Annotated in this window: 15 protein-coding genes and 2 pseudogenes; 11 read left to right on the top strand and 6 right to left on the bottom strand. The window is 69.6% G+C overall.

Translation table 11 applies throughout. The features are described from left to right. Positions 1-82 precede the first annotated feature (82 nt). The gene (locus ACZ5TL_RS28070; RefSeq protein ID WP_468593228.1) at positions 83-589 is read left to right on the top strand and encodes an FAD synthase family protein; all 507 of its coding nucleotides are present in this window, start codon (positions 83-85) and stop codon (positions 587-589) included. A gap of 14 nt (positions 590-603) precedes the next feature. On the opposite strand, the gene ACZ5TL_RS28065 is transcribed toward ACZ5TL_RS28070, so the two are convergent. From ACZ5TL_RS28065 to ACZ5TL_RS28055, 3 genes are all read right to left on the bottom strand, one after another. Next, a complete protein-coding gene (locus ACZ5TL_RS28065) occupies positions 604-1,383 on the bottom strand; it encodes a CDP-alcohol phosphatidyltransferase family protein (protein WP_468593227.1) in 780 nt (259 codons plus the stop codon). A gap of 84 nt (positions 1,384-1,467) precedes the next feature. Next, a complete protein-coding gene (locus ACZ5TL_RS28060) occupies positions 1,468-2,562 on the bottom strand; it encodes an LCP family protein (protein ID WP_468593348.1) in 1,095 nt (364 codons plus the stop codon). Positions 2,563-3,822: 1,260 nt separating this feature from the next. Beyond that, positions 3,823-5,007, bottom strand: a complete 1,185-nt coding sequence (locus tag ACZ5TL_RS28055; RefSeq protein WP_468593226.1) for a DUF6183 family protein — start codon at positions 5,005-5,007, stop codon at positions 3,823-3,825. A gap of 82 nt (positions 5,008-5,089) precedes the next feature. Between ACZ5TL_RS28055 and ACZ5TL_RS28050 the strand changes: the two are divergent. From ACZ5TL_RS28050 to ACZ5TL_RS28030, 5 genes and pseudogenes are all read left to right on the top strand, one after another. After that, positions 5,090-5,323: pseudogene (locus ACZ5TL_RS28050) on the top strand (putative T7SS-secreted protein); the annotation flags it as partial. Positions 5,324-5,351: 28 nt separating this feature from the next. Then, positions 5,352-5,691, top strand: a pseudogene (locus ACZ5TL_RS28045) (RHS repeat-associated core domain-containing protein); the annotation flags it as partial. A 448-nt stretch (positions 5,692-6,139) separates the two neighbouring features. After that, complete coding sequence (locus tag ACZ5TL_RS28040) at positions 6,140-7,513, top strand: serine/threonine-protein kinase (protein WP_468593225.1); 1,374 nt, start codon at positions 6,140-6,142, stop codon at positions 7,511-7,513. Positions 7,514-7,599: 86 nt separating this feature from the next. Then, entirely contained in the window at positions 7,600-10,596 is a 2,997-nt protein-coding gene (locus ACZ5TL_RS28035; RefSeq protein ID WP_468593223.1) for a DEAD/DEAH box helicase, read from the top strand. A gap of 13 nt (positions 10,597-10,609) precedes the next feature. Continuing rightward, complete coding sequence (locus ACZ5TL_RS28030) at positions 10,610-15,763, top strand: DNA methyltransferase family protein (protein WP_468593222.1); 5,154 nt, start codon at positions 10,610-10,612, stop codon at positions 15,761-15,763. Between the two features lie 62 nt (positions 15,764-15,825). On the opposite strand, the gene ACZ5TL_RS28025 is transcribed toward ACZ5TL_RS28030, so the two are convergent. Then, on the bottom strand, positions 15,826-16,011 hold the full coding sequence (locus tag ACZ5TL_RS28025; RefSeq protein WP_468593221.1) for a DUF397 domain-containing protein: 186 nt from the start codon (positions 16,009-16,011) through the stop codon (positions 15,826-15,828). After that, the gene (locus tag ACZ5TL_RS28020) at positions 16,008-16,871 is read right to left on the bottom strand and encodes a helix-turn-helix domain-containing protein (protein ID WP_468593219.1); all 864 of its coding nucleotides are present in this window, start codon (positions 16,869-16,871) and stop codon (positions 16,008-16,010) included. Before ACZ5TL_RS28020 ends, ACZ5TL_RS28025 begins: the two co-directional genes overlap by 4 nt. 147 nt (positions 16,872-17,018) lie before the next feature. Between ACZ5TL_RS28020 and ACZ5TL_RS28015 the strand changes: the two genes are divergently transcribed. The 3 genes from ACZ5TL_RS28015 to ACZ5TL_RS28005 all read left to right on the top strand — a co-directional run bounded on the left by ACZ5TL_RS28015 (position 17,019) and on the right by ACZ5TL_RS28005 (position 21,988). Beyond that, positions 17,019-17,531 (top strand): ATP-binding protein, encoded by a 513-nt coding sequence (locus tag ACZ5TL_RS28015; RefSeq protein ID WP_468593218.1) that lies wholly within the window; start codon positions 17,019-17,021, stop codon positions 17,529-17,531. Positions 17,532-17,629: 98 nt separating this feature from the next. Beyond that, positions 17,630-18,061 carry an effector-associated constant component EACC1 gene (locus ACZ5TL_RS28010; RefSeq protein WP_468593216.1) on the top strand — a complete coding sequence of 144 codons (432 nt, stop codon included), beginning with the start codon at positions 17,630-17,632 and terminating at the stop codon, positions 18,059-18,061. 6 nt (positions 18,062-18,067) lie between these two features. Further along, complete coding sequence (locus ACZ5TL_RS28005) at positions 18,068-21,988, top strand: caspase, EACC1-associated type (RefSeq protein WP_468593214.1); 3,921 nt, start codon at positions 18,068-18,070, stop codon at positions 21,986-21,988. Positions 21,989-22,017: 29 nt separating this feature from the next. Here the strand turns inward: ACZ5TL_RS28005 and ACZ5TL_RS28000 are convergent, their stop codons facing one another. After that, positions 22,018-23,079, bottom strand: a complete 1,062-nt coding sequence (locus ACZ5TL_RS28000) for a beta family protein (RefSeq protein WP_468593213.1) — start codon at positions 23,077-23,079, stop codon at positions 22,018-22,020. Positions 23,080-23,401: 322 nt separating this feature from the next. Here ACZ5TL_RS28000 and ACZ5TL_RS27995 point away from each other — a divergent pair, with 322 nt between their 5' ends. Together ACZ5TL_RS27995 and ACZ5TL_RS27990 are read left to right on the top strand one after the other, a co-directional pair. Then, a complete protein-coding gene (locus tag ACZ5TL_RS27995) occupies positions 23,402-24,592 on the top strand; it encodes an AAA family ATPase (RefSeq protein WP_468593212.1) in 1,191 nt (396 codons plus the stop codon). Next, positions 24,589-25,221, top strand: a complete 633-nt coding sequence (locus ACZ5TL_RS27990) for a hypothetical protein (protein ID WP_468593211.1) — start codon at positions 24,589-24,591, stop codon at positions 25,219-25,221. Before ACZ5TL_RS27995 ends, ACZ5TL_RS27990 begins: the two co-directional genes overlap by 4 nt. Positions 25,222-25,293: the final 72 nt, after the last annotated feature.

Here is a 25,293-nt window from a genome sequence, read left to right as displayed (position 1 = left end):
GTTCACACGTCCCTCGCTTGTGTGCACGATAGTGTCAGCCCGACATGCGGGGGGGAGGAACTGCTTCAGGGGGCAAGTCGTCATGGCAGAAGGCAAGTTGTACCGGGTGGGGTATGCCCCCGGCGCCTACGACCTCTTTCACATCGGGCACTTGAACATCCTGCGCCACGCGCGGGAGCGCTGTGACTACCTGGTGGCAGGGGTGGTGTCGGACGAGATGGCCGAACTCGCCAAGGGCAGGCGCCCGGTGATCCCGCTCATCGAACGCCTGGAGATCGTCCGGAACATCAAGTACGTGGACGCGGCCTTCGTGGAAACCGTCCCCGACAAACTGGAGACCTGGCAACAGGTCCGCTTCGACGTCCTGTTCAAGGGGGACGACTGGCGCGGGACCCCCAAGGGGGAGCGGCTGGAGCGCGACTTCGCCGCGGTGGGCGTCGACGTCGTCTACTTCCCGTACACCGTGCACACCTCCAGCACCCAGCTGCGCCGGGCACTCGACGCCCTGACACACGGGAAGGGGCACCCGGCGGATCAGGCCGGGGCCGGGGACCGTCAGGGACTTTCGCAACAGGCCCTGCGGCCGTAGGCCCTGTCGCTACGTCACTTTCCCGTCCGCCCCTCGGCGGCTGCGGCCGGGCGGCTGAGCTCCCGGAACCACTTGGCCAGGAACAGCGGCAGGTAGAGCACCGCCGCCACGCCCAGCAGGCCGTACCCCCACAGGAACAGCTCTCCCCCGCCCAGCAGCAGGAACACCAGGCAGAAGACGCCGTGGTCGACCGGGAGCAGCGCCACCGCACGCAGGGTCGACGGCGGCGCGGGGGCGCTGCCCGGGGCGGGCTTCGGCTTCAGCTGTTCGGTGAGCAGACCGCCGAAGAACGTGACGATCGCGGCGAAGAGGAACCCCAGGGGGAGTGCCAGCCACGCGTCGGAGCCTGCGCCGAAGTGTCCTGGGTGGCGGTAGAGGGTGAGCAGTACGGCGGTGTGCAGGGCCGTGATCTTGGCGCAGTCCACCACGTGGTCCAGCCACTCGCCCGCCGGGCTTCCGCCGCCCCGCAGCCGTGCCAGCTGCCCGTCCGCGGAGTCGAAGGCGAACCCGACAGCCAGCGCCAGCCACACCACCAAGCCCGTCCCCCACGACGGCTCGGCGAAGGCGAGCACCGCCACGCCGGCGAAGCTGAACCCGGCGCTGATCAGCGTCACCTGGTTGGGAGTCAGTCCGGCGACGTACGAGCCGGCCGCCAGCAACCGGCCCGTGGGGCGATTGACGAACCTCGAGTACAGCGACACCCCGCCGGCCCGCTTCTGCGCTCCCCGCAGCCGTCCGAGCGCCTCGCCCAACGACATCGCCACTCCGGCGGCTCTGTCGCTCACCTCCGTCATCGGCACCCCCTGTGCTTTCCAAGCGCGCGTGCGTGTGTCCATGATGACAGCACCCTTGGTGCCGCCGCCTCGGGGCTCGGCGGTTCAGCCCGCGGACGCCGGAGACTTCTTCGCCGAGGCCGGGATCGCCTCGTCCTGCCGAATGGCCTCCCACAGCGCGGAAGCCCGCGGCTCGGCCGCCACGACTCGGTTGGGATCGGCCTTGTCGTACTTCACCGGCAGCATGACGGTCTCCAGGGAGCCGGGGTCGATGCCGTTCATGCTGCGCCCGAAGTCGACCAGTGCGGTCAGCGAGGCGAGTTCGGAGTCCGTGGTCAGCGCCTTGGTCATGGACTGGGCGATCTGGTAGGACTTCACGGGGTTGCCCAGCAGGTCCTGCTTCTTCACCTCGCTGAGCAGGGCCGTCAAAAACTGCTGCTGGAGGCCGATCCGCCCCAGGTCGGTGCCGTCGCGGTAGCCGTAGCGGGTGCGGACGAACTTCAGGGAGTCGGCGCCGTTCAGACGGTGGGTTCCGGCGTCCAGGGTGAAACCGCCCTTGGTGTCGTGAATGGGTTCACGGACGTCGACCGTCACGCCGCCTATGTCGTCGACCAGTTCCTTGAAGCCGACGAAGTCGATCTCCAGGAGGTGGTCGATCCGCACCCCGGACATCTGCTCCACGGTCTTCACCACACAGGCGGAACCGGCAGCGGAGTAGACCGAGTTGAACATCACGCGGGTGGCCGGACCCAGTTCGGTGCCGTTCGCCCTGGTGCAGGACGGGCGGTCGACGAGGGTGTCGCGGGGAATGCTGACCGCGACGGCCTCGGAGCGGTTCTCGGAGACGTGCAGCACCAGCGCCGTGTCCGAACGGGCACCGCTCACCGCGCCGCTGTCCAGTTCCGCGTTGTCACCCGCGCGGGAGTCCGACCCCAGCACCAGGATGTCGGTCGCCTGTAGCGCGGCGGGAGCCTTCTCCGGACGGTTGTCCCCCAGGGCCCGGTCGATGTCCACGCCCTTGATGTTGCTGTCCAGGCCGCGGTACATCCACCATCCGGTCCCTGCGGCGCCGAGGAGGACGACGGCGCACCCGATGCCGAGGATGCGCAGCGTCCGGCGACGGGCCGACGTACGGCGGGGGGCGGGCACGGGGCCGGGAGAGGAGGAAACCGCCCGCCCGTCCTCGTCGGCCGATGACATCGCCTCTGCCATTGCCCCGTTTCCCCTTCCCATGCCTGTTTCCGCACCTGACCCGAGATGCCGGCGCGTGGTCATGCGACCGCGGAGCCTGAGTGGCGTGGAGGGGGAAGGGGCACTCCGCACGGACGGCCGCGGTCGTCGGTGAACTATAAACGACCGCGAACGCATAGTGAGGCGTTCCGCACAGCTTGCTGTCACGGGCCGGGGGGCGGGGGGACCGGGCCGGCGGCCCGCGCGACGCGCGGGCGCTGGAAGATGCCGCCACTCGGCGACCTCTTCGTGATCAGGATCGGCGACACGCACACGCCCCTCCGCGAGCAGCCGCTGGACCAAGTCGATCGCCTTCGCCCGTCGGGCGCGAGCGACCGGGCGCTCGCTGTACGGCGCGGGGCCGCGTCGACGCCCATCCGGCCTGCTGGCCTGCACTTGTGTGTCGCCTTCCGACGACGCCGGGGCCCCGGGACGGCAACCACGCCGAAGGGAGAACTGTCCGGCCTCCGTGACCTCCGCGCGCACGTCCCTGCCGCTGCGCCGGACCGTCAGCAGACCACGGTCACGCAGCGCGTATGCCGACCGCCAGTCCCCCGGTGCCCACCCTGCGGCATCCTCCCCGGACGCAAGCCGTCCGAGAAGCGCGCGTTGCCGTTCGTTCGGGGCAGACCATCGATCCACAATCCCTATAGCCCACACGTGCCCGCACGCCCTGCACAGAGCCGAAAGTGCGGCTCCTGCCAGTGGGAGTGCTCTGGGACTTTCCTGGGACTTCCGGCTGCATCAGCCGGTACGAGCGTGAAACAGCCGAAAGGCCATTCATGCAGGTCAACGATGCGAGATGGCCAGACGGGGCAGGTCAGGGCGTTGGCTGGTCTCTTCCGGGACATCTGAAGGGTCCGAGGAAAAGCAGCGCGAAACCCCTCCTGACCTGCACAGATGCGGGGCAGGGGGGACTCGCAGTTGCCCCTGGGACTTCTCTGGGACATGCACGTCACGTGTTCGTTCATCGAGAACGGTTCTCACCAGGGGCCAGGTGATACAGCCGCAGGCCAGCGCGAGTAGGCCGAGGCTCCGAGCGCCTCACCCGAAGACCCCCAAGCGTCACGTCCGGCCAGAGCAGCGTGGTCTCCGAACCCCTGCGGCCGGAATCCGGCGGCGGTTCCGCAGCACGGTGCTGGTGACGCCCACGTCCTTCTTCACAGGGCCGGAAGGATCTCGGCCCATTCTGACGACAAAGGCGAAGAAGGTGCCAGGGACGACTTCCCGCTATCCGAGAGCATCGCGGTGGACATCGGTATCGGTCGCCGCCAGCACCACGACCCGAGTCCGGGTGGGATCGAGCACGGCGAAAGCCAGGTCCGAGGTGTCGTGGTGGAACCAGTCCGTGAACGCCATGAACCGCAACCACCGGTGATCCGCCGCGCGCCGCACCGCTTCCAAGAGGGGTACGCAGGTGGGCAACCCCATGAGCGCGTAGAGACTCTCCCAGGCATACAGCCGCGCGTACGCACCGCCCTGCCCCTGGCCGTTCACTCCGCCGACGTACGAAGCCGAGAACAGTTCGTTGAGCACATCGTCGGGTGTCGTCACGCGGGCGAGCGCGCTCCCCCGGCGGCTGCCCTCACCCGCCAGACAGCGCAAGGGCAGTTCCTTGATGAAGGAGATGCCGAAGTCGTCGGGGCTGAGCGGGCTCGGCAGCGTGAAGAACCGTGCCTCGGGCTCACGGGCCCAGCCGCCGGCCGTGAACGGTCGGGCGGCCGCGTTCGCCCGACCGTCGTCCCGGGCGTCCTCGGCCCCGCGGCCGACGACGGCGCCGCCGTCGGTCGAGGGAGCCTCCGGGAAACGCGACCGTAGCTGCTTCGCGGTCTTGATCGACCCCAGCCCCCGGACACGAACGGCGAAACGGTGCTCGATGTCCAGTCGCGCCCCTGGCAGCCGAGCCAGCGGATGCCCCAGCTCACGCAGCTTCTCGGCGTACGCCTCCAGGGAGCGGCGACCGGCCCCCGAGCCGATCAGCGCCAGCTCGCCCAGGAGACAGGCCCGTAGCTCGACCGCCGGATCCGGAATCCCGTCCGGCACCTCACCGAACAGAGGCTCGATGTCGCGCAGATGCTGAGTCTTGACCAGCTTCGCGGCCACGGAACGCAGGAGCCGATCGCCTTCGCCGGGAGGCATGGCCCCTTCGGACAGCAGCCGGTTCACGAGGTCCACAGCGAACGTCACACTGTCCCGGGAACGCGTGTCGGCCAGAGTCTCGGCGATCCGCCCGACAGCTCGCGCCGCCGAGGCTTCAAGGGGGCCGTCGCCGGTCGTCGTCCGGCACAGCTTCTCCGCCGCTTCGTACATTCCCCTTGGTCCGAGCTCAGCCAGATGCTGCGACTCCCGCCCGGGCCGCTCCCCTTGTTGTCCGTCGGAAGCGCCGACGCCGGGTGTCTCTTCGTTGTGGCTCACGCCCCGAGTCTAAGAGCTGGAGATCAAGTAACTTTGCTGAGCCATACGTGCCTTGACTGGAGCCGTGCGACGGGGGAAGAACGTGGGAAACCGGCCAACGGACTGGCATGTCCTTGATCTGGACAAGGACCCGACCCCCGGCGATCCGCAACGAGTGCGCAGGCTGGCGAAAGTCCTGCACGACTTCGCCGACGACGTGTCCGACGCCCTGCGCCTGGTCAAGAACATGGCGGGCGAGAGCACACTTGCGGAGTGGGCGGGCAAGTCGGCCACGGTCTTCAAGGAGGAGTTCTCGGGCGTCCCGAACACCTCCCGGTACCGACCGTGCGCTACTGCAGATCGACCAGGACGAGGTCGACCGCCGCTTCTACGCCATCGTCACCGACCTGGTCGGCACCCCCACCGAGCTGGTCGACGAGGAGGGCCGGGTCGCCTGGCGGGCACGCACGACGCTGTGGGGCACGCCGGTGGGCGGTCCCGCCGGCCCGGTCGACTGCCCTCTGCGCTTCCCGGGCCAGTACCACGACCCGGAAACCGGCCTCCATTACAACTTCCGGCGCTACTACGACCCCGAGAACGCCCGCTACATCAGCCCGGACCCCCTGGGCCTCGCTCCCGCGCCGAACCACCACGCCTACGTCCTCGACCCCCTTCGCTGGACCGACCCGTGGGGGCTGGTGAGCTGCGAGAGCAGCAGGCACGGCATCACGGAGGAACGCGAGGCCCACATCGAGGGACAGCACGGCCCGGGCGCCCAGGACCGCGTGCGGGACAATGCCGACCCCACCGGGCCGGAACCCTCACTGCCAGGTGAGTTCTACGAGGACTTCTTCTGGGAGGGCGACGACTTCGTCCTGGGCCGACGGCTCCGCGAGGGCGTCGACGGCACCCCCGCCACCCCCAACCCGCGCGCCAGGGCCGGGCAGGACACCCACCTGCACCGCTTCGAACACGGCGAGCCCGTGGGCATCAACGGCAGCGGGCGGGAGACCAGGGACGTGGAAGTCGTCATCCGCGACGGCCATATCCATACGGCGTATCCGGTCTGAGAGACCGACCTGCCCGGCACGGACTGGTCTAACGTGCCGGTGAACACCTGCCCCGGCAGCCAGTCCCGATTGTGAGGACCCACGTGCACATCGCGCCCCTCAGCCCCGACGATCCCGCCGAGCTGGGCGGATACGAGCTGCTCGGGCGGATCGGGCAGGGCGGCATGGGCCAGGTGTATCTGGGGGAGTCGCCGGGTGGGGAACCGGCCGCCGTGAAGGTGATCAAGCCGTCCGTCGTGGACTCCGAGACCCGGCTGCGGTTCGCGCAGGAGGTGGAGATCCTCAAGACGGTGTGGGGCGCCAGGATCGCCGCCCTCCTGGACGCCGACCCGGAGGCGGACCCGCCGTGGCTGGCGACCGAGTACGTCGAGGGGCTGGACCTCAGCAGGCATGTGGCCGCTCACGGACCGCTGGACGCCCTGCTCACCGCCTCGCTGGGCGCGACGCTCGCGGAGGCACTGGCCACGGTGCACAAGCAGGGGCTGCTGCACCGTGATCTCAAGCCGGCCAACGTGCTCCTCGGGCCCAACGGACCGAAGGTGATCGACTTCGGCCTCGCGGTGTTCGCGGAGTCAAGCGTGTCGCTGACCGCCGCCAACACGGTCGTCGGCACGCCCTCCTGCATGCCGCCCGAACAGGCGAACGGTGAGAAGCCGCTGACCCCCGCGGTCGACGTGTACGCGCTGGGTGCCGTGCTGCTGTTCGCCTGCTCGGGCCATGCTCCCTATCGGGCCGACAACATCCATCTCCTGTTCCACCAGGTCGTCGATCCCGCGACCGCGCCGGACCTCTCGGGCGCCCCGGAGGAGCTCGCGCCGCTGCTGACGGCGATGCTGGCCCACCGTCCGGAGGACCGGCCCGCGCTCGACGACGTCGTTCGGCAGTGCCGGGCCTTGATCGAGGCGCAGGGCCTGAAGGTCGCCCAGGCGCGGCGCAGGCTCACGAACTACACGGCCGCTCCGGCCCACGTCCTCGACGACCTGCTCGCCGTGAGCCGCCCGGCCACGGAAGGGCCGGCGACCCGCGCGCGAGCCACGGCGGACGGCCCGGTAGCCGCTCCATCCCCTCGGCAGGAACCGGGCAGCTCTACGCCTCGGCCGGCCCGGCAGGAGCCGAGCGGGTTCCGGACCGGCCGCCGGGCTCCCGAGGTGCCCTCGCCCGCGCCGCCGAAGCCGCCGGCCCAGACGCCGCCCACGGATCCGCGACTGCTCTTCGCCCGTGTCGACACCCCCACACCCCCACCGGCCGACGACGCGCCCGCCTCCCCGGTGGCAGGGCAGCCGCCGGCGGACAGAAAGGCGGAGCGGGACAGCGAGCGGCCCTCGCTCCCCTCTGCGGGCCGGGGCACCCTGGGCGGCGACGGCAGCGTGCGACGGCGCTCCGTGCGGCATTCCGCGCAGGCCCGGATCACCGCGCAGCGGTTGCGTGAGGCATACGCGGCCAGTACCCCCTTCTGACCCGTACGCCCCTGCGACCCGCGATAATGGCCGGGCCCTGATGGGGCCCTGACCATGTACGACCGAACCGCCTCAGGAGGCCACGAGTGACCGCCGTCCAGACAAGTGCGGAGCAGAGCGGCGTCACGACCGGCCAGGATCAGTACCCGGCCGGTGCGCAGGTGGTCGTGCGGGACGAGGAGTGGCTGGTCAGGAGCTCGATGCCGACGGAGGACGACGGTACCCGGATCGAGGTCGTCGGGGTGTCGGAGTTCGTCCGCGACCAGGAGGCCGTGTTCTTCTCCGGCCTGGACCGCATCGAGTTGCTCGACCCCCGTGAGACGACTCTCGTCATGGACGACTCCCCGAACTACCAGCGCTCCCGGCTGTTCCTGGAGGCGGTCCTGCGACGCACCGCGCTGCCCCAGTCGGAACGTCGGCTCGCGCTGGCCGACTCGTTCCTGATGGACCCGCTGCCGTACCAGCGGCGCCCCGCCGAGCTGGCCCTGTCCGGCGCCAACCTCCGCCCGCGCCTGCTGATCGCGGACGTGGTGGGCCTCGGCAAAACCCTGGAGATCGGTCTGACGCTGGCCGAGCTGATCCGCCGCGGCCGGGGCGAGCGCATCCTGGTCGTCACCCCGCAGCATGTGCTGGAGCAGTTCCAGCACGAGCTGTGGACGCGGTTCGCGATCCCGCTGGTGCGGCTGGACTCGGTCGGCATCGAGCGGATCCAGCGGGAGATCCCGGCCGGCCGCAACCCCTTCACCTCGTTCAAGCGGGTCATCGTCTCCATCGACACCCTGAAGAACACCGCCCAGTACCAGCATCATCTGGAGCAGATCCGCTGGGACGCGGTCGTCATCGACGAGTCGCACAACCTGATCAACCGCGGCTCCCTGCGCAACCAGCTCGCACGCACCCTCGCCCCCCGCACCGACGCCCTGATCCTCGCGTCGGCGACCCCGCACAACGGCGACGCGAAGTCGTTCGCGGAGCTGATCGGCCTGCTGGACCCGGTGGCGATCCGGGACCCGGAGAACTACCGCGCGGCCGACATCGAGCACCTCTTCATCCGCCGGACGAAGATCAGCCCCGAGGTGCGGGAGCAGATGAAGGGCCAGTGGGCGGACCGCGGCCCCTCCCGCTCCGTGCACTGCCCCGCCACCCCCGCCGAGGAGAAGATCTTCGAGGAGCTGGCGGCCGTCTGGCTGCCCGGTGACGGCGGCACCTCGGTGAGTTCGGTGCCCCTCTTCCCGTACACGCTGCTGAAGTCGTTCCTGTCCTCCCACGCGGCGCTGCGGGCCACGGTCTCCGCGCGGATCAAGACCCTGGAGAAGAAGGACGACCCGCAGGGCACCGCGGCCGAACTGGCGGCCCTCCACCGGCTGTCGGAACTGGCCGCCGGCCTCACCGAGGCGGACTCGGCGAAGTTCGCCGCGCTCGTCCGTCAGCTGCGCGAGGAGATCGGTGTCGGGCCCTCTTCCGACGAACGGGTCGTGGTGTTCTCCGAACGCGTGCAGACCCTGGAGTGGCTGGCCGAGGAACTGCCCGCGGCACTGGGCTTCAAGGGCCGGGCCGCCAGGGACTGCGTCCGGATCATGCACGGCGGTCTCTCCGACGAGCAGCAGATGGCCTGTGTCGAGGAGTTCGGCCTGGCCGACACGCCCGTACGAGTCCTGGTGACCGGTGATGTGGCCTCCGAGGGTGTCAACCTGCACCGGCAGTGTCACCAGTTGGTGCACTACGACGTGCCGTGGTCGCTCATCCGTATCGAGCAGCGCAACGGCCGTATCGACCGCTACGGGCAGGCCAGGCCCCCGGAGTTCCGCGCGCTGATCCTGACCAGCGAGGTCGAGGGGGCCAAGGACGACACGGTGGTCGCCGAACGGCTGCTGGAACGCGAGGACCAGGCCCACCGTTCCCTGGGAACGGCGGAGGCGGTGACCGGTCTGTACCGGGCGGAGGCGGAGGAGAAGTCCCTCATCCAGGACCTGCTGCGCGGCCGGACCGTGGACGAGTCCCTGGACGCCCGCCGCTCCGGCGAGGAGGTTCAGGACGCGGGTCTGGACGACTTCCTCGCGGACTTCTTCGGCCCGGTCGGCGAGGAGGCGCCACCGGCGCAGCCAACGGAAAGCGGCGGCGCCGCTCCCGTTGCCGCCCCGTCTGCCGCTGTCGGTACGGAGTCGTCGGGCGGCCGGGCCGTCGCGAGCCCCGTGCTCCCCCGGCTCTTCGACTCGACCGCGCAGTTCCTGGACGACGCGCTGCGCGAGGTGTACCCGGACGCCCGTGAGCGGCTGGACCTGGACCGCGACCAGCAGTCGGGACTGCTCTCGTTCCGCCCCCCGACGGAACTCGTCCACCGCCTCAAGGCGCTCCCGAGCGACTACCTGCGCGAGCAGCGGCTGCGCGAGCGCATGCTCGTGACGTTCAACCGCCGCCTCGCCGAACACTCCCTCCAGCGCGCCCGGGAGTCGTCGACGTCGAGCTGGCCGGAGATCTCGCTCCTCACGGACCTGCACCCGGTCGTCGAGTGGCTCACCGACAAGGTCCTCGTCGGGATGGGCCGCCAGGAGGCCCCGATGATCACGGCGAACGTGGCGGAGCCCATCTATCTCGTCCAGGGCGTGTACTCGAACAAGCTGGGCAGGCCCACGGTGGTGAAGTGGATGGGGGTCACCTGGCGGAAGGCGAGCAGGGAAGGCCTGGTCGACGACGACATGGTGGCGCTGCTGCGCCGCTGCGGTGTGGGCCCCACCATGGCGAACAAGCGCCGCTACCGCGATCCGGCGCCTCTGTGCGAGGCCCTCCCCGATGTCCTGGACATGGCCGAGGCGTTCCTCAACACGCACCGCGACGCCTGGGACGAACCGCTGCGCGAACCCATCGAGCAGTACAAGCGGCGGCTCGGCACCTGGCGCCAGCCCACTCTTGCCGGGGAGCGTACGAAGGAGCGCCTCGCCGATCTCGCCGACTCCCTGCTGACGACGGGCCGGCCACTGCTGCGGGTCCTCGCGGTGCTCGTGCCGGACCCGGACCGCGAGGACGACGACGGCCCGCCGCCCGTCTCCCTCACCGCCCCGGCCGCGTCCCCGTCCCGGTTCTGAGAGAAGCCCTGCCATGACGTACGACTCCCTCGTCAACCGCGGCGACTACTTCTCGGCCCACTATCTGGCCGAGGTGCTCCCGAAGGACCTCAAGTCGGGCCTGTTGCAGGCGTGGAAGGACCGCGAGGAGGCGGCGAAGCCGCCCGCCGGAGGTGCCGCCGCCACGGAGGCCGACGCACTCGACGCGTCGACGCCCGGCGCCGACGGGCTGCCCGTGACCCCCCGCGCGGGGCTGCGGGCGCTGCGCCGCGACTACTTCCGGGCCCGGTCGTTCTTCGCCCTCCCCGAGGACGAGGACGGCATCCGCGTGGTACGGGAACGCGACGAGGAAGAGGTGACCTACGGCGACTCGACGTGGCGGGAGCGGGTACGGGCGCTCAACGCCGAGGTGTTGCGCGCTCTCGGCTACGACGCCAAGCCGCGCACGCTCACCGTGGTGCGCGCCGGGCAGACCCATGAGATCCCGGTCGCCCATGCCGAGAAGGGCCTGGTCGCGGTGGACTGCGGCTGGGCTGCCGAACCGGATGCCGCCCTGGACAAGAACGGCCGGGGCCGGCTGCTGGAGCCGGTGCCACTCGACGGTCTTCCTTCGCTGGAGACCGGCGACAAGCTGGCGAGGTTCCTGTTCGCCTGCGAGGAGCCGCCCCGGTACGTGCTGCTGCTGTGTGGCGGGGTGATCGTCCTCGCCGACCGGGTGGTGTGGGGCGAGGGCCGCTCTCTCGGCGTCTCCCTGGACATCGCGCTCCAGCGCAACGACACCAGAGTGGGCGGCGAACTCGACACGGTGGCCGCGCTCTTCGGCGCGGACTCGCTGCGCACACCGGAGGAGGGCGGCGAGAACCCGCTCGCGGAACTCGTCGGCAAGTCCGCGAAGCACGCGGTGGGTGTCTCCAGCGAACTGCGCGACGGCCTGCGCAAGAGCGTCGAACTCATCGCCAACGAAGTACTGGAGCGACTGCGCGAGCAGGACCTGCGCCCCGAGGACATCGGCGAACTCTCGGAACTGGGTCGGCAGTTGACGCGCGAGTCGCTGCGCTACCTCTACCGGATCCTGTTCCTCCTCTACGCCGAGGCCCGCCCCGACCTGGGCATCCTGCCGGCCGACTACCCCGAGTACCAGCAGGGGTACGGCCTCGGCCGCCTCGCCGAACTGATCGCCGACCGGGAACCGATCAGCGACACCGCCCGCAAGGGTTTCTACCTCTACGAGTCCCTGGACCTGCTCTTCGGCAAGGTGCAGGACGGCTACCGCCCGCGCCGCACCCACGGCGTGGAGGCGACGGTCGACGGCATCGACGCCAAGACCAGCGAGGACGTCGGCCTGCGCTTCGAACCGCTGCACAGCAAGCTCTTCGAGCGTGACGCCATCCGGCTGATCGGCGACGACAGCCTCCCCGACCCGCGCTTCGACTCCGACGAGGCCCTGGCCCGGGGCGAGTCCGTGCGCTACCTCGACACCCGGCTGCGCAACGCCACGCTCCACCAGGTGCTGCACCACCTGATGATCACGCGGGGCAAGCGGGGCGAACGCGGCGGCTTCATCTCCTACGCCCAGCTCGGCATCAACCAGCTCGGCGCGGTGTACGAGGGCCTGATGTCGTACAGCGGCTTCATCGCGGGCGAGGAGCTGTACGAGGTCGCCAAGGGCGGCGACCGGAAGGACGGCTCCTGGCTGGTCCCCAAGTCGAAGATCGGCGAGTACGACGACTCGGTGTTCGTACGTCGCCGGGACCGGCACACGGGCGAGGACGTCCGGGTGCGGTACCCCCCGGGCTCCTTCGTGTACCGCCTCTCCGGCCGCGACCGGCAGACCTCCGCCTCGTACTACACACCGGAGTCGCTGACGAAGGTCACCGTGCAGCTGGCCCTCCAGCAGCTGCTCACCGAGGAGACCGAGGCGAAGGAGCTGCTGAACTGGCGGATCTGCGAGCCGGCGCTCGGCTCGGGCGCGTTCCTCAACGAGGCGATCAACCAGGTCGCCGCCGAGTATCTGCGGCGCAGGCAGAGCGAGCTGGGCCGGTCGATCGACACCGAGCAGTACGCCGTCGAACTCCAGAAGGCCAAGGCGTACATCGCCCTGCACAACTCCTACGGGGTCGACCTCAACGAGACGGCCGTGGAGCTGGCCGAGGTGTCGCTGTGGCTCAACACGATGCACCCCGGTATGGAAGCGCCCTGGTTCGGTCTGCACCTGCGGCGCGGCAACTCGCTGATCGGCGGGCGGCGGGAGCTGTACGCCGCCGACCGCCTGAAGAAGGGCGGCTGGCTGGGGACCACTCCGGAGCGGTTCGCGCTGGCGGACGCGGTGGGGGGTGCGACCCTGCCGGAGGGCTCGGTGCACCACTTCCTGCTTCCGGCGAAGGAGTGGGGCGCGGTCGCCGCCGAGAAGGAGGCGCGCGCGCTCGCCCCGGAGGCGGCGAAGGCGCTGGGCGCGTGGCGGAAGGCGATCACCAAGTCACCGACGGCCCGGCAGACCGCCCGGCTTCAGGGGCTCGCCCGGCGGGCCGAGTACCTGTGGGGGCTGGTCGTGCGGCGCCTGGAGCTGTCCGAGCGGGACATCTCGCGGCGCATCGGAGTCTGGGGCGCGGAGGACGACTGGCTGCGGCGGCCGGAGGTCGCGGTGCAGCGGGACGAGGTGCTGGCCGACCTCCATGCCGAGGACACGCCGTACTGGCGGCTCAAGACGCTCATGGACGCGTGGTGTGCGCTGTGGTTCTGGCCGGTGCAGGGCGCTGCGCTGCTGGACGGTACGGACGAACGGTATGCGCGGGCCGAGGCGTTGGCGGAGCGGGCGGCGGAGTTCGAGGCGGCCGGGGTATCGGCTGCGGCTGGTGAGGAGGACTCCGGAGTTCTGATGGCCTGGGAGGCGGACGCGCTGCCGGGTTTCTCGGCTGAGCCTCAGCAGATGACTCTGACGCGCGATTCGGTGTCGCGCCGCCGTAAGGGGCGTCGCGAGGAGCGGGTCAAGGGGCAGCGGCGAGAGGTCATTCCGCTGGCGGGGCTGGACGACTGGCTCGACTTCGCCGAGGCGTTGCTTGGGACGCAGGACGTGCCGAGTGAGTCGCTGGTGTCGGCGTTCGAGACGCTGGACGATCTGTCGGTGTACGAGGGCGAGTTGCCCGAGTGGATGGGCATGGAGCGGTTCCACAGGCTCGGGGATCGGTTCCTGTGGGCGGCCATGGCGAGGGATGTGGCTAAGGCGCAGGGGTTCTTCCACTGGGAGTTGGAGTTCGCGCAGGTGTTCGCGCGGGGTGGGTTTGATTTGCAGGTGGGGAATCCGCCTTGGGTGCAGCCGCATTGGCATGAGGACCAGGTGTTGGCCGAGCTGGAGCCGTGGTTTGTACTAGCAGAGAAGCCAGGTGCGGCAGAGCGGCGTTTGCGCAAGGAAGAAGCATTGACTGCTTCCGGAAGCAGGTACTACCTCGGAGAGTTGGCCACGAACGCTGCTGTTTCAGCCGCGATGAGCAGTCCGGCTACATATCCGCTGCTAGCAGGAACGAAGAGTGACCTCTACCGGGCTTTCATGGCACAGGTCTGGCGCCATATCGCAGAGCATGGCAGCGCAGGACTGATCCATCCAGACACACACTTCGGCGGTGTACGCGAGGGATCCATCCGAGCCGCCACTTACCGGCACCTCCGCGTACACGCTCACTTTGTGAACTCATCCAGATGGGCGTTCGAAGATCTGAATTGGTCCCAGGAATTTGGGATGCACATCTACGGCACACCACGAGAACCCGATTTCCTGCACCTCAGCGAGCTACGCGGGGCCGACGTTCTCCCTGCATCCTTGGCGCACGACGGAAGCGGTCCGACACCCGGCATCAAGCACAACGGCTCATGGGACATCCGACCGCATCGTGACCGCGTGATGCGTGTGGACAGCAGACTGCTTGCCAACTGGCAAGCTTTGACTGGTTCGACGGGTTCGGCTGCCGAGACTCCTCTGCTCTACCCGGTCCTGCGCGGCGAGCAAGGGGCTATCGATGCACTTGCGGCTTACCCAAACAGCCTCGCCAGTTACGCTCCGTTGATTACAACGGGATACGATGAAGGCGCCGCAAAGCGAGATGGCTTGATTCGCTGGGGCAACCAGGAAACGTCCGATTTCCGGGATGTAATTCTCCAAGGTCCACACTTCGCGTCGGGTCTCCCCTTCTCAAAGAAGCCGCGAATTCCATGCCGAAGCAACAGGGACTGGGATTTGCTCACGCCGACACAATTGCCAGAGGCTTACGTCCCCGTGACCAACTATGTGCGGGCCACCGACGAGGCGACGTACCTGGCAGCCCAGAATTCCTGGCACGGAAGGCCGTCCAGCACATTCTTCCGCCTGGCTTGGCGAAGGATGATTCCCTTTGACAGTAGCCGCTGCCTCCACGCTGCCGTTATCCCACCCGGCCCTGCACACATCGACAGTGTTTCCTCGATGGCCTTGACCGACAATCGGCTGACCACCCTCAACTCGGGTTTCTGGGCTGCGCTTCCATTGGACTACCTACTGCGAATCACTGGCCGCCGCCACCTCCAGACCAGCGAAGCGCGCAAGATGCCCGCCCCCGATCCCAAGCATCCACTTGCCCCAGCCCTCCTCCTCCGTACGCTTCGCCTGAACGCCCTCACCAGTCACTACGCTCCCCTTTGGGCGGAGCTATTCGATCCCCGCTGGGCGGGCTACGAGGACTGGGCTAATCCCCACTGGCCCCACCTGAAGCCCCTCGCGGCAGGCCTCAAGCCGACCTGGGAGTACAGCACTCCACTCCGCAGCGAGCACGAACGCCGGGCCGCGCTCGTCGAGCTCGACGCCCTGGTAGCTGTCTGGCTCGGCATTACCGCCGACCAGCTCGCCGCGATCTTCAAGTCCCGCTACCCGCAGCTATACGCCTACGAATCGGTGACCTACTTCGACGTCAATGACCGAAAGATCGCAGGTGACTTCAACGTCTTCGGCAGCGGCCAGACCAAGCAGGACTACCTCGATCTCCTTGCCCACCTGGAGGACCCGGAGCGCACCCCTCCCCCGGAGGGCTTTCAGGCCCCCTTCTACAAGGCCGACCGAGAGGCCGAGATGAGGGCTGCGCACGCGCACTTCCAGGCCCGGCTGGACGCGGAGATCGCCGCCGGACGCTGCACACCACCCGGCCGCGAAGCCGTACAGGCGTAGTCGGCGAGCCTGGCCAGACACAGGTCTGCCCCTGACACAGTGCCAGGGGCAGACTCAGCGCCCTATCGGCCGGCGAAGCCGACGAACGCGTCCCAGACCGCCGCTTCGACCGCAAGGCCAGGGCGGGCTATGTCCTTCGAGTCGCGTACGTGGACGATGTGAGGGCGGACGGCGACCTCGACACACTCGCCTCCGTCGCCGGTGCTGTAGCTGCTCTTGAACCAGGCCAGTTCGGGCTCAACGCTCATGTCTCTCCCAGCAACTTCTCTACGTATGCCAGTGACTCACTCGGCGTGAGGGCCTGTGCTCTGAGAATCCCGTAACGGGCCTCAAGCTCCCGGACCTTCGACTGCCCTGAGTAGAGGCGGCTGTCGCCTTGCACCTCCGCATAGGCGATCCTCCGCCCTTCAGGTGTATCGATCAAGGTGAACGGGCCACCCAGTGCGCCGTGGTCCTCGCGACTCACCGGCATGACCTGGATCTCGACGTTCCGCTTATGGCCGATGAGCAGTACCTGCTCCAACTGGCCCCGCAGAACGTCCTTACCCCCGAGAGGCCTCTGGAGCACGCACTCTTCCAGGACAAAGCTCACCAGCGGCGCGGGCTTGCGCGCGAAGATCTCCTGCCTCGCCAGACGTGCGCTCAGCCCTTGCTCGATCCGATCCTCGTCAAGTAGTGGGCGGCGGACGGAGAACACTGCTCGGGCGTACTCCTCGGTCTGCAACAGGCCCGGGACGGCGTACATCGCGTATACATGCAACCCAACCGCCTCCCCCTCCAACCTGGCCGCATCCCGAAAGAACGCCGGAAACTGCGCCCGCGCAACCTCCTCCTTCATCTCCTGGAGGACCCCACCCGCGTCCAAGACCTCGTCCGCCTGGTCGATGAACCTCGGCGGCGGCACCCGACGCCCCTGCTCGTACGCGGCGATGGTCGACACGGAGTAGCCCGTCATCGACCCGAACTCGGCCCGCTCCAGCCCCGCCCGTAACCGGAACCGCTTCAACTGGCGCCCGAAGACCCGCAGAATGCCGGACCCCGCCCCCGACTCCCGCTCCTCCCCCTCCGCCCCGGGCTCCTCCTCGGTCAACCCAGCCACCTCGCTCATGCTCCGCACCACCTCCCCGGCCAACGCGGCCCCGCGCCGACCGTCACGCACCGCCCCGCCTACACACACCGACACCTCACGTACAGCTATCGCCCGTGTGCACGTCGTATCTCGTCACGGTAAAACCGGCACGTCAGCGTGGACCACATGAACAACGAAACTTCCCCCGCACCGGGGGCGGCGGCACTCAGCCCTGTCCGCCGCGAGTTCGCGATGCGCTTCACCTCGTCCACCCGCGGCGCACGCCTCGCCCGGCGCCTCGTCTCCCACCGGCTGGACTCCTGGGGCCACCCGTACACCGGGAACGCCAACGAGACGCTGTCCCTGATCACGTCGGAGCTGGCCGCCAACGCCGTACGGCACGGGCATGTCGCCGGGCGGGACTTCCACCTGCGACTGGCCGAGACCGCCGGCGGCCCGCGCACTCTGCGCGTCGAGGTCACCGACACCCGCACCGAACACGTACCGCCGCTCACGGCGCAGGAGCCGCCCGGGGACCAGGAGTCGGGGCGGGGCCTGCTCATCGTCGGCCAGTTGGCCACCCGTTGGGCCGTCACCCCACGCGCCGACGGCCCCGGCAAGACCGTGTGGGCGGAGCTATGGCTACCCGGAGAGGCCCCCGCACCGTCTCCCGTCGGCCACTTTCCCGCCAACGCCTGACGGGTTTTCGGAAACCGTGGCACCCGCTGTCAGACCCGCCAACTATCGTCGTCCGCTCACGCCTCCACCAGGCACACCGCAGATCGAGGGGACGCGCTGTGACCACCACGCCCGAGGAACGGACCGGGTTCCGGATCTCCATCGTCGACGAGGACCCGTTGCGTGCGCGCAAGGAAGCACGGGAGCTGCTCACGCAGATCGCCGACGCCGATCCGGAGGCGGCGCTGGACGTTCCCCGGCGGGGCGCGGGCGCGCCGGTCGACGGGTCGCTCAAGGGCGGGCTCACGGCCGACACGATCGGCGTGCTGATCAGCGCCGGGTCACTGGTCGCCGCCGGGGTGCAGATCTGGCTGGCCCGGGTGCCGCAGCGGACGGTCGTCGTGACGCGGCCGGACGGGGCGACCCTGCACATCACCGGGAAGGAGGCCCGCGAGGACGACGAGCGGATCGAACGGTTCCTCGCGGGCGGCGGTGAGACGCCCCGCCGCACGGAGCTCGACGGTCCCGGCGACAGCCCCGCGGCGGGCTGAGCGCGGATGACCGACAACGACCGGTTCGCCATGCTCGTGGGCGTGTCCACGTACGACAGTGACGCGTACCCGGACCTGCCGCCCGTGCGCGCCGACCTGCACTACATGCGGGCGGTGCTGGAGAACACCGAGATCGGCATGTACAACGACTGCGCGATGGTCGCCGAACCGACCCGCGCGGAGATGCTGCACGCCGTCGAGACGTACCTGAACGCGCGGCAGCCCAGCGAGACGGCGCTGCTGTACTTCAGCGGGCACGGCGAGTTCTGCGAGGACGACAACCAGCTGTACTTCCTGACCCGGGACACCGACCCGGCCGATCTGCCGGGTACGGCGGTCCCGGCGGAGTTCCTGGAGCGGATGCTCCAGTCGTGCCGGGCCGCCTCGAAGCTGGTGCTGCTGGACTGCTGCTCCAGCGGCTCCGTCGTCCAGGGCTGGACCGCGAAGGGGCCGGCGGAGGGGCCCGCGCGGCCCGCGCCGAGCACGCTGCTGCGGCCCACGGGCGTGTACTTCATCACCGCGTCCGACGCCCTCCAGTCCGCGTCCGCCATGGCGCCGGAGGGGTCGAGCCTCGGTACGTCCCGGTTCACCGGGGAGATCGTGGAGGGGCTGCGCAACGGGCGGATCAAGGAGGGCGGCTGGATCACGCCGGACGACCTCTTCGAGTACCTCACCGCGCAGATGAGGCGCGACGGCGTACCGGAGGAGCAGCGCCCCACCAAGTCCACGATCAGGGCCACGAACCAGCTTCCCTTCGCCCGGTCGGTGGCCCGCCCGGTGCACCTTCCGGTGCCGCCGCGCGACGCGTCCGAGGCGGCCCGGCGGTCGCCCGCCCTGCTGAAGGCCCGGGAACTGGCCGCGCTGGACGCGCGGGACGGCGTCGACTGGGAGCGACTGCTGCGGTACTACGCGCACTGCCTCACCGCTCAGTCGGCGGCCGGGATGCGGCCCGACCGGGACAGCGGGCGCGGCTCGAAGTACTTCCTGCTGGGCCAGGGCGAGGAGACCATCCAGTCCGGTCGGGGCGCCGTCTTTCCCGCCCCCGGGACGCTGCCCAGGCCGCAGGGGAGGCCGGCCGGTGCGAGCGGCGGTGACACGGGGGCGCAGCAGGAGTACTGGTACGGCTATCCCGCGATCACCCTGCCCGTGCGCGACGGCGGTGCCCGGGGACGCCGTACCGCGGTGGAGCTGGCGCCGCTGCTCATCCAGCAGATGGAACTGGCCCCGGACGAGGAGGGCCGGGACGTGCTCCGGCCCAGCGGTGTCCCCTCCCTGCACACTGGTGTCGTCTCGGAGCTGCTGGACGCGGGTGACGCGGCCGACCTCATCGCACACTGGCAGCCCTCCTGGCAGGAGGGCAACGACGCGCAGATGCTGCGCGCCGTACGGGAGTTGCTGGAGACGCTGGGGCTGCCGGAGCTGGAACCGCTCGACCCGTCCGCGCTCAGCGAGCGGACGGTGATGCAGGCGCTGCGGCCGGGCGCGCACAACGCGGCCGTCCTGCTGGTGCCCTCGGGTGTGGAGGCCAAGGCCACCGAGGCACTGGTGGACAACCTGCTGCAGATGTCGGCCCGGACCGGGCAGATCCCCGGCACCGCCCTGGACGCGCTGCTGAGCGGCGGCGAGGGTGCGGCGCGGGGCGCGTCCGTCGCCGTGGTGGCTCCGGGGCCGTGCAACGAGAGCCAGGAGTCGGTCATCTCCTCGGCGATGACGCGGCCCCTGACGGTGGCGACCGGGCCGCCCGGCACCGGCAAGAGCGAGGTCGTCACCGCCGTCGTCACCACCTGTGTCGCCGCCGGGCAGTCCGTGCTGGTCGCCTCGACGAACAACGAGGCCGTGAACGTCGTCGCCGAACGCTGCGACGACATCGCGCCCGGGCTGCTGATGCGGACGGGCAACACAGAGGCGCTGGTGCGGGAAGCCGCCAAGCTGGAAGGGCTGCTGGGCGAGCCCGCCCGGGCGCCGCGACGCGGATCGGCCACCGTGGGTGGGCAGTTGCGCAGTGCGCGCAAAACGGCCGACGGGCTGCGGGCACAGGCCGCGCGACACGTCGCCGAGGAAGGGCGCCTGCTGGAGCTGCTCCAGGAGCGGGCGGAACGGGCACAAGCGCTGGAACTGCCGCTGCCGCTCCTGGAACGTGTGTGGGCTGCGGCGGGCGACGACGGTTCGGCCGCTCTGGGTCACTGGGAGGGGCGGGCGCGGAAGGTGGCCGGTGCTCCCTGGTGGCTGCTCGGCCCATGGCGTCGGGGACGGGCCCTTGCCGCACTCGTGGCGGCGGCGACCGATGACGCGCAGGAGGACCGCCCGGACGTACCGGCCCGGCCGGATCTGCCCTCGTGGCCGGAGTGGGCGACCGGGAGGCCGGTGCCGGCGGAGTTGCTGGAGTCGCTGGCGGACACCGTGGCCGTGGAACAACAGGTGCGGGCGCTCGTCCCCCGGCAGACGGGATGGGACGAGGACGGGCTGCGGCGGTCACGGCTGGAGGCGGCGGGCACGCTCTCCGAACTGTCTTCGGAACTGTCGCGGGCGCTGTCCGCCGAGGCGCTGACGCGGGGGCGGGCACTCATGCAGCAGCGGCTCCAGGCACTGCGGAGCCGCTCGGGTTTCCAGCGCAGCCAGAAGAACCTGATGGCGCACATCAAGGGATGGGCCGTCAGCACTCACTCGGTGCGGCAGCTGGAACTGACCCCGAAGCTGTTCGACCTCGTCGTCATCGACGAGGCGAGCCAGTGCTCCATCCCGTCGGTGCTGCCCCTGCTGTTCCGGGCCCGCCGGGCACTGATCATCGGCGATCCGATGCAGCTGGGGCACATCCCCGGCGTGTCACCGCAGCAGGAACAACAGGCTCGGGTCCGGGCCGGGCTGAGCGCGGCGCAGCTGGAGCACCACCGGCTCACCTACCACGTCTACTCCTCCTACCACGCGGCCGAGCAGCACGGTGACTCCGCGCTGCTCCTCGACGAGCACTACCGTTGCCACCCCCGGATCGCCGACGTCGTCAACGGCTACTGCTACGCGGGCCAGTTGCAGGTCCTCACCGACGTACGGGGGCAGGTCCCGGCCGCCGACCCGGTGGGGGCGGCCGATCCGGCGCCGGCGCTGGGCTGGGTCGACGTACCGCGCGGAGAGTCGGCGCGGGGCGGCGACGGGCGCTCCTGGCGCAACCTCGCGGAGGCGGAGGCCGTACGGGGGATGGTGGACGAACTGCTGGAGCGGCTGCCGCCCGAGGCCACGGTGGGTGTGGTCACCCCCTTCCGGGCACAGAAGGAGGCGTTGGCGCGGGTGTGGCGCGACGACGACCGCGTCCGGGTCGGCACGGTGCACGCCTTCCAGGGCGGGCAGCGCGACGTGATGGTGCTGAGCCCCGTGGCCACGCACAACACCCCGCCGAGGACGACGCATTGGGTCGCGAGCCAGGTCAACCTGTGGAACGTGGCGGTGACCCGGGCGAAGTCCCAGCTGATCACCGTGGGCGCGCACGGGTTCTGGCAGGGGCAGAGCGGACTGCCGACCCTGCTCGCGGACCGCTCGACGCTCCTGGGGGCCGACACCGACGAGGCCGAGGGGCCGGTGGCGACGGCCACGCCGGCGACCGGGTTCCGCGAGGAACTCGCCGACCGGCTCCAGCAGTACCTCGCCGAGCGCGGGATCACCGACCTGGAGCGGGCGGCGGTGGTCGGCGGCCACCCGGTGGACCTGCTGTTCACCGAGGCCGGGCAGAACACGGCGGTCCTGATCGACCTCGGCCCGCCGCCCGGCATCGACCCGGCACGGCACCTGAGGCTGACCCACGCGCGGGGCGACCTCCTGACCGGGCTGCCGTCAGGGGGCTACGGGGCGAAGACCTGCCCGGTCGGCCGCACGGTGCGGGTCCCGGCGTGGCGCATCCTGGCGGGCGAGGAGATCCTGGCGCCGGTCTTCGACTGACCGTGAAGGGCCCGGCACCAGAGATCCGTTCAGGTGCCGGGCAGGGACCGGACGACGTGCGTCATGTGCTGGACGCTGCCTGCCCAGAGCCACTGGGTGTGGGTGCCGGTGCCCTCGCTGTCCGTCACGGGCCCCTCGGCGCAGTCGCGCAGCCAGGTCTCCCCGGCGCTCGCGACCGCTGTGCGGAAGTCGGGCAGATCGCGGATCCGGCGGGCGGCGGCCCGGATGCCCACCGTTCGGTCCGGCCCTCCGTTCAGCACCTTGCACAGCACGAACGAGCGGTCGGTGGTGTAGCGGAGGACTCCCCAGGGCGGGCCTCCGCCTCCCGGCTCCGTGGCCAGGGCCGCGGGGGGCTGCACTCCGTAGTCGCCGTATCTCAGCCGCGAGAGGCGCTCCCGGCGGGCGGCCCGTACCTCGTGCCACATGTCCCAGTCGGCGCGGGGCTCCTCGTGCGGCTCGCCGAACCGCGCCATGTCGTCGGTGACGTGGGGGAACGCCCCGCCGAGCACGGCGACGGTCCGCCACTCGCCGGCCAGTGGCTCGAGGGCGTCCAGAGCGCGCAGCGCCTCCTTTCCCGCGTCGGGGCGGCCGGGCAGGACGGCGCCCAGGTCCAGCAGCAGATCGACGGGCACCTCCCGGTCCACTCGGGCCAGCAGCGCGCCGACGGCCTCGGCGACGGCTCCGTCCCACTCCCCCTGCATACGGACGCGGACCCCGACTCCGCAGCCGCAGCGACGGGCGGTCTCCAGCGCGGCAGTCTGCTGGGCCTCGCCCCGCTCCGGACCGGTCACCGGGCGAAGCAGGTGGTTGAGTGCGCTGTACTCGGCCAGGATCGCGGCGAGTGCGGGTGTCTGCCCCGCCTCGGCGAACGAGGCGTCGATCCAGCCCGGATGGCGCCGGTGCACGCCTCTCACCCGGCGCAGTTCCTTCTGCCAGTGGGTCTTCCTGAGTTGCGCAGGGGTCGTACCTGGAGAGGGCGGGAGGTTCCAGAGGGGCGCGACCGCCGCCTGGATGTCGGGCCGGAGGCGCTCGTAAGCCATCCGGGCATGCTGGCGGACCGGCAGAACGGGAACGTAGAGCGGTTCGGACATCGCGGCTCCCCCTCGGCACTGCCCGCGCGCTTTCCCTCACCGTCAGGGTCCGCGTCAGTCACGGACGTTGAAAAGAGAGCCCTTTCAGTCTGAATGGCTGAAGTGCGCAAGTACCTGGTGACGGTGTGACGCAAGTTGTACGCTTCGTGATGCTCGGTGGTCGGACGCACCAAGTGGACGACTCACGTGGGGAGCTGAGCGGCACTCAGGCCTGCCTCGGGGACCGTCCGCCGTGCGCCGACCAGTTCGATGCCCGGGTTGTCGTCGCCCGGCCGTTCCACGATGGGCGCGAGGCTTGAACCACCGCATACTCGGTCTCACAGTGCGCAACTTCCGCACCCTGACCGACACGAAGCTGCCGCTCGGGCCTCTGACTGTGATGGTCGGCCCCAACGCTGCGGGCAAGTCGAACGTGTTTCACGCTCTGGAGTTTCTGCGCAGCGTGTCCCACGACGGGATCGTGTCGGCGCTGGAGGAGCGGGGCGGCTTCGAGATCGTGGCCTTTCGAGGCGGTCCGAAACCGGTGTCCCGGATCACGATCGGCATCGAGGGCATTTGGTCCGAATTCGCCTCGAAGGAACACCCGGACAGCTACGAGCTGAGTGTCAACCGGCGTCGCAAGTCGTCGCTCGCCCCTGTGCTGTACAGGCAGGAGCGGTTCACGCAGCACCCGCGACAGAACACCGCGACCTCCATCGAGCTGAAGAGCGCGACTGTTGAGGTCAACAGCACCTTGGCAAGCGACGGCCTGGAAGGCACCGAGGGTATCGGCCGGATGACGTCCGCCCTTCACCAACCACTGCCTTGGACCGCGGACAGCGCGACCGCTCACGCCGTGGAGGAGATCAAGCAGCACCTTTCCGAGATCAGGGTCTTCGACCCGGATGTGCGGGCTGCACGGAAACCTTCACCGATCACCAGTTCCGGGCGCCATCTGGAAGACGACGCCTCCAACCTCGCGGACTTCCTCAAGACCCTCCGGGCGATAAGGGACAAGGAAGGCCGCAGGTACGTCTGGGAGGCCCTGTTGAACGACGTCAGAGCGGTGATCCCCCACATCCGTGACGTGCACATCGTGGACACTCCAGGGACGTATGACCACCTCTCGATCGAACTGGAGGAGGAGGGCCTTCGGGGACGCACCCGGCTGGAAGACGCCTCCTTCGGAACGGTGCGAGTCCTCTGCCTCCTGTCGATCTTCCACGACCCCGAGCCGCCGGCTCTCACCTGTATCGAGGAGATCGACCACGGCATCCATCCGCATGCGCTGGAACTCCTCGCGGGGCGGCTGCGGGAGGCGAGCCGCCGGGCGCAGTTCCTGGTCACCACTCATTCTCCGGTTTTCGTCAGCGAACTGACCCCGGACGAATTCGTGGTCTGTGAGCGGGGCACGGACGGAGCATCGCACATCCCGGCGCTCACGCCGGATGAGGTCCAAGAAGTCATCGACGCATCCGAAGGCATGCCCATCGGGGAGTTGTGGTTCGCCAACACCCTGGGGGGTGGGCTGTGAAGGGCAAGGACAAGAGTTCCAGGAGGAAGGACTCCGTCATAGTCGTCGCGGGGGAGGGTGACTTCGACAGAAAGGTCCTTTGGCACCTCATTCGAGCTTTCCGCCCGGATACGAAGATCGTCAATATCAAGGACAAGACCTCGCTCAGGGAGGCGGACAAGGAACTCACACCGCGCATCGACAGACTGCGCAAGCTCGCCCAGGCGGCCTCCGTCAGGTCAGAGCTGGCAGGGATCGTGGTCCACGTCGATCTCGACCTCGTGAACGCTGAGGAATACGAAAAGGTTCGCAGACGAATCAGCGCCGAGCTGCGGAAGAACTTTGCGTGTCCGTCCGCTGTGGCTCTGGCGGCCTTTGAGATGGAGGCGTGGCTCATGCAGTTCCCCGCCGCATTCGCCAAGGTCAACAACGGCTGGATCCTAAAGGCCAAGTATCAGAAGGGATGTGATCTCACGAAGATTCACAAACCCAAGGAACGCCTGAAGGAGCATGCCTGGACACCGCCATATCTGGAGTCGGACGCGCCACGCATCATGGAGAAGGCCTTCGGCAAAGACGGCAAGCTCATGCAACCCGACGGGAAGAACCGTTCGTACGAGGAGTTCATCACCGAGCTGGCCGGCTGGTAGCCGCAGGACCGATGGCCTGGGCATCTGTGTAGCTCGTATTACGGTGGTCCCGATCATCAGGGCACCGGCATC

The organism is Streptomyces sp. NPDC033136 (genome assembly GCF_055578235.1).
The sequence above is the reverse complement of the archived record's forward strand: the minus strand, read 5'-3'. Positions and strand labels throughout refer to the sequence as shown.

Coding starts and splice junctions, on each gene's coding strand:
- ACZ5TL_RS28070 (WP_468593228.1), top strand. CDS start 83: ATGGCAGAAGGCAAGTTGTACCGGGTGGGGTATGCCCCCGGCGCCTAC.
- ACZ5TL_RS28065 (WP_468593227.1), bottom strand. CDS start 1,383: ATGACGGAGGTGAGCGACAGAGCCGCCGGAGTGGCGATGTCGTTGGGC.
- ACZ5TL_RS28060 (WP_468593348.1), bottom strand. CDS start 2,562: ATGTCATCGGCCGACGAGGACGGGCGGGCGGTTTCCTCCTCTCCCGGC.
- ACZ5TL_RS28030 (WP_468593222.1), top strand. CDS start 10,610: ATGACGTACGACTCCCTCGTCAACCGCGGCGACTACTTCTCGGCCCAC.
- ACZ5TL_RS28025 (WP_468593221.1), bottom strand. CDS start 16,011: ATGAGCGTTGAGCCCGAACTGGCCTGGTTCAAGAGCAGCTACAGCACC.
- ACZ5TL_RS28020 (WP_468593219.1), bottom strand. CDS start 16,871: ATGAGCGAGGTGGCTGGGTTGACCGAGGAGGAGCCCGGGGCGGAGGGG.
- ACZ5TL_RS28015 (WP_468593218.1), top strand. CDS start 17,019: ATGAACAACGAAACTTCCCCCGCACCGGGGGCGGCGGCACTCAGCCCT.
- ACZ5TL_RS28005 (WP_468593214.1), top strand. CDS start 18,068: ATGACCGACAACGACCGGTTCGCCATGCTCGTGGGCGTGTCCACGTAC.
- ACZ5TL_RS28000 (WP_468593213.1), bottom strand. CDS start 23,079: ATGTCCGAACCGCTCTACGTTCCCGTTCTGCCGGTCCGCCAGCATGCC.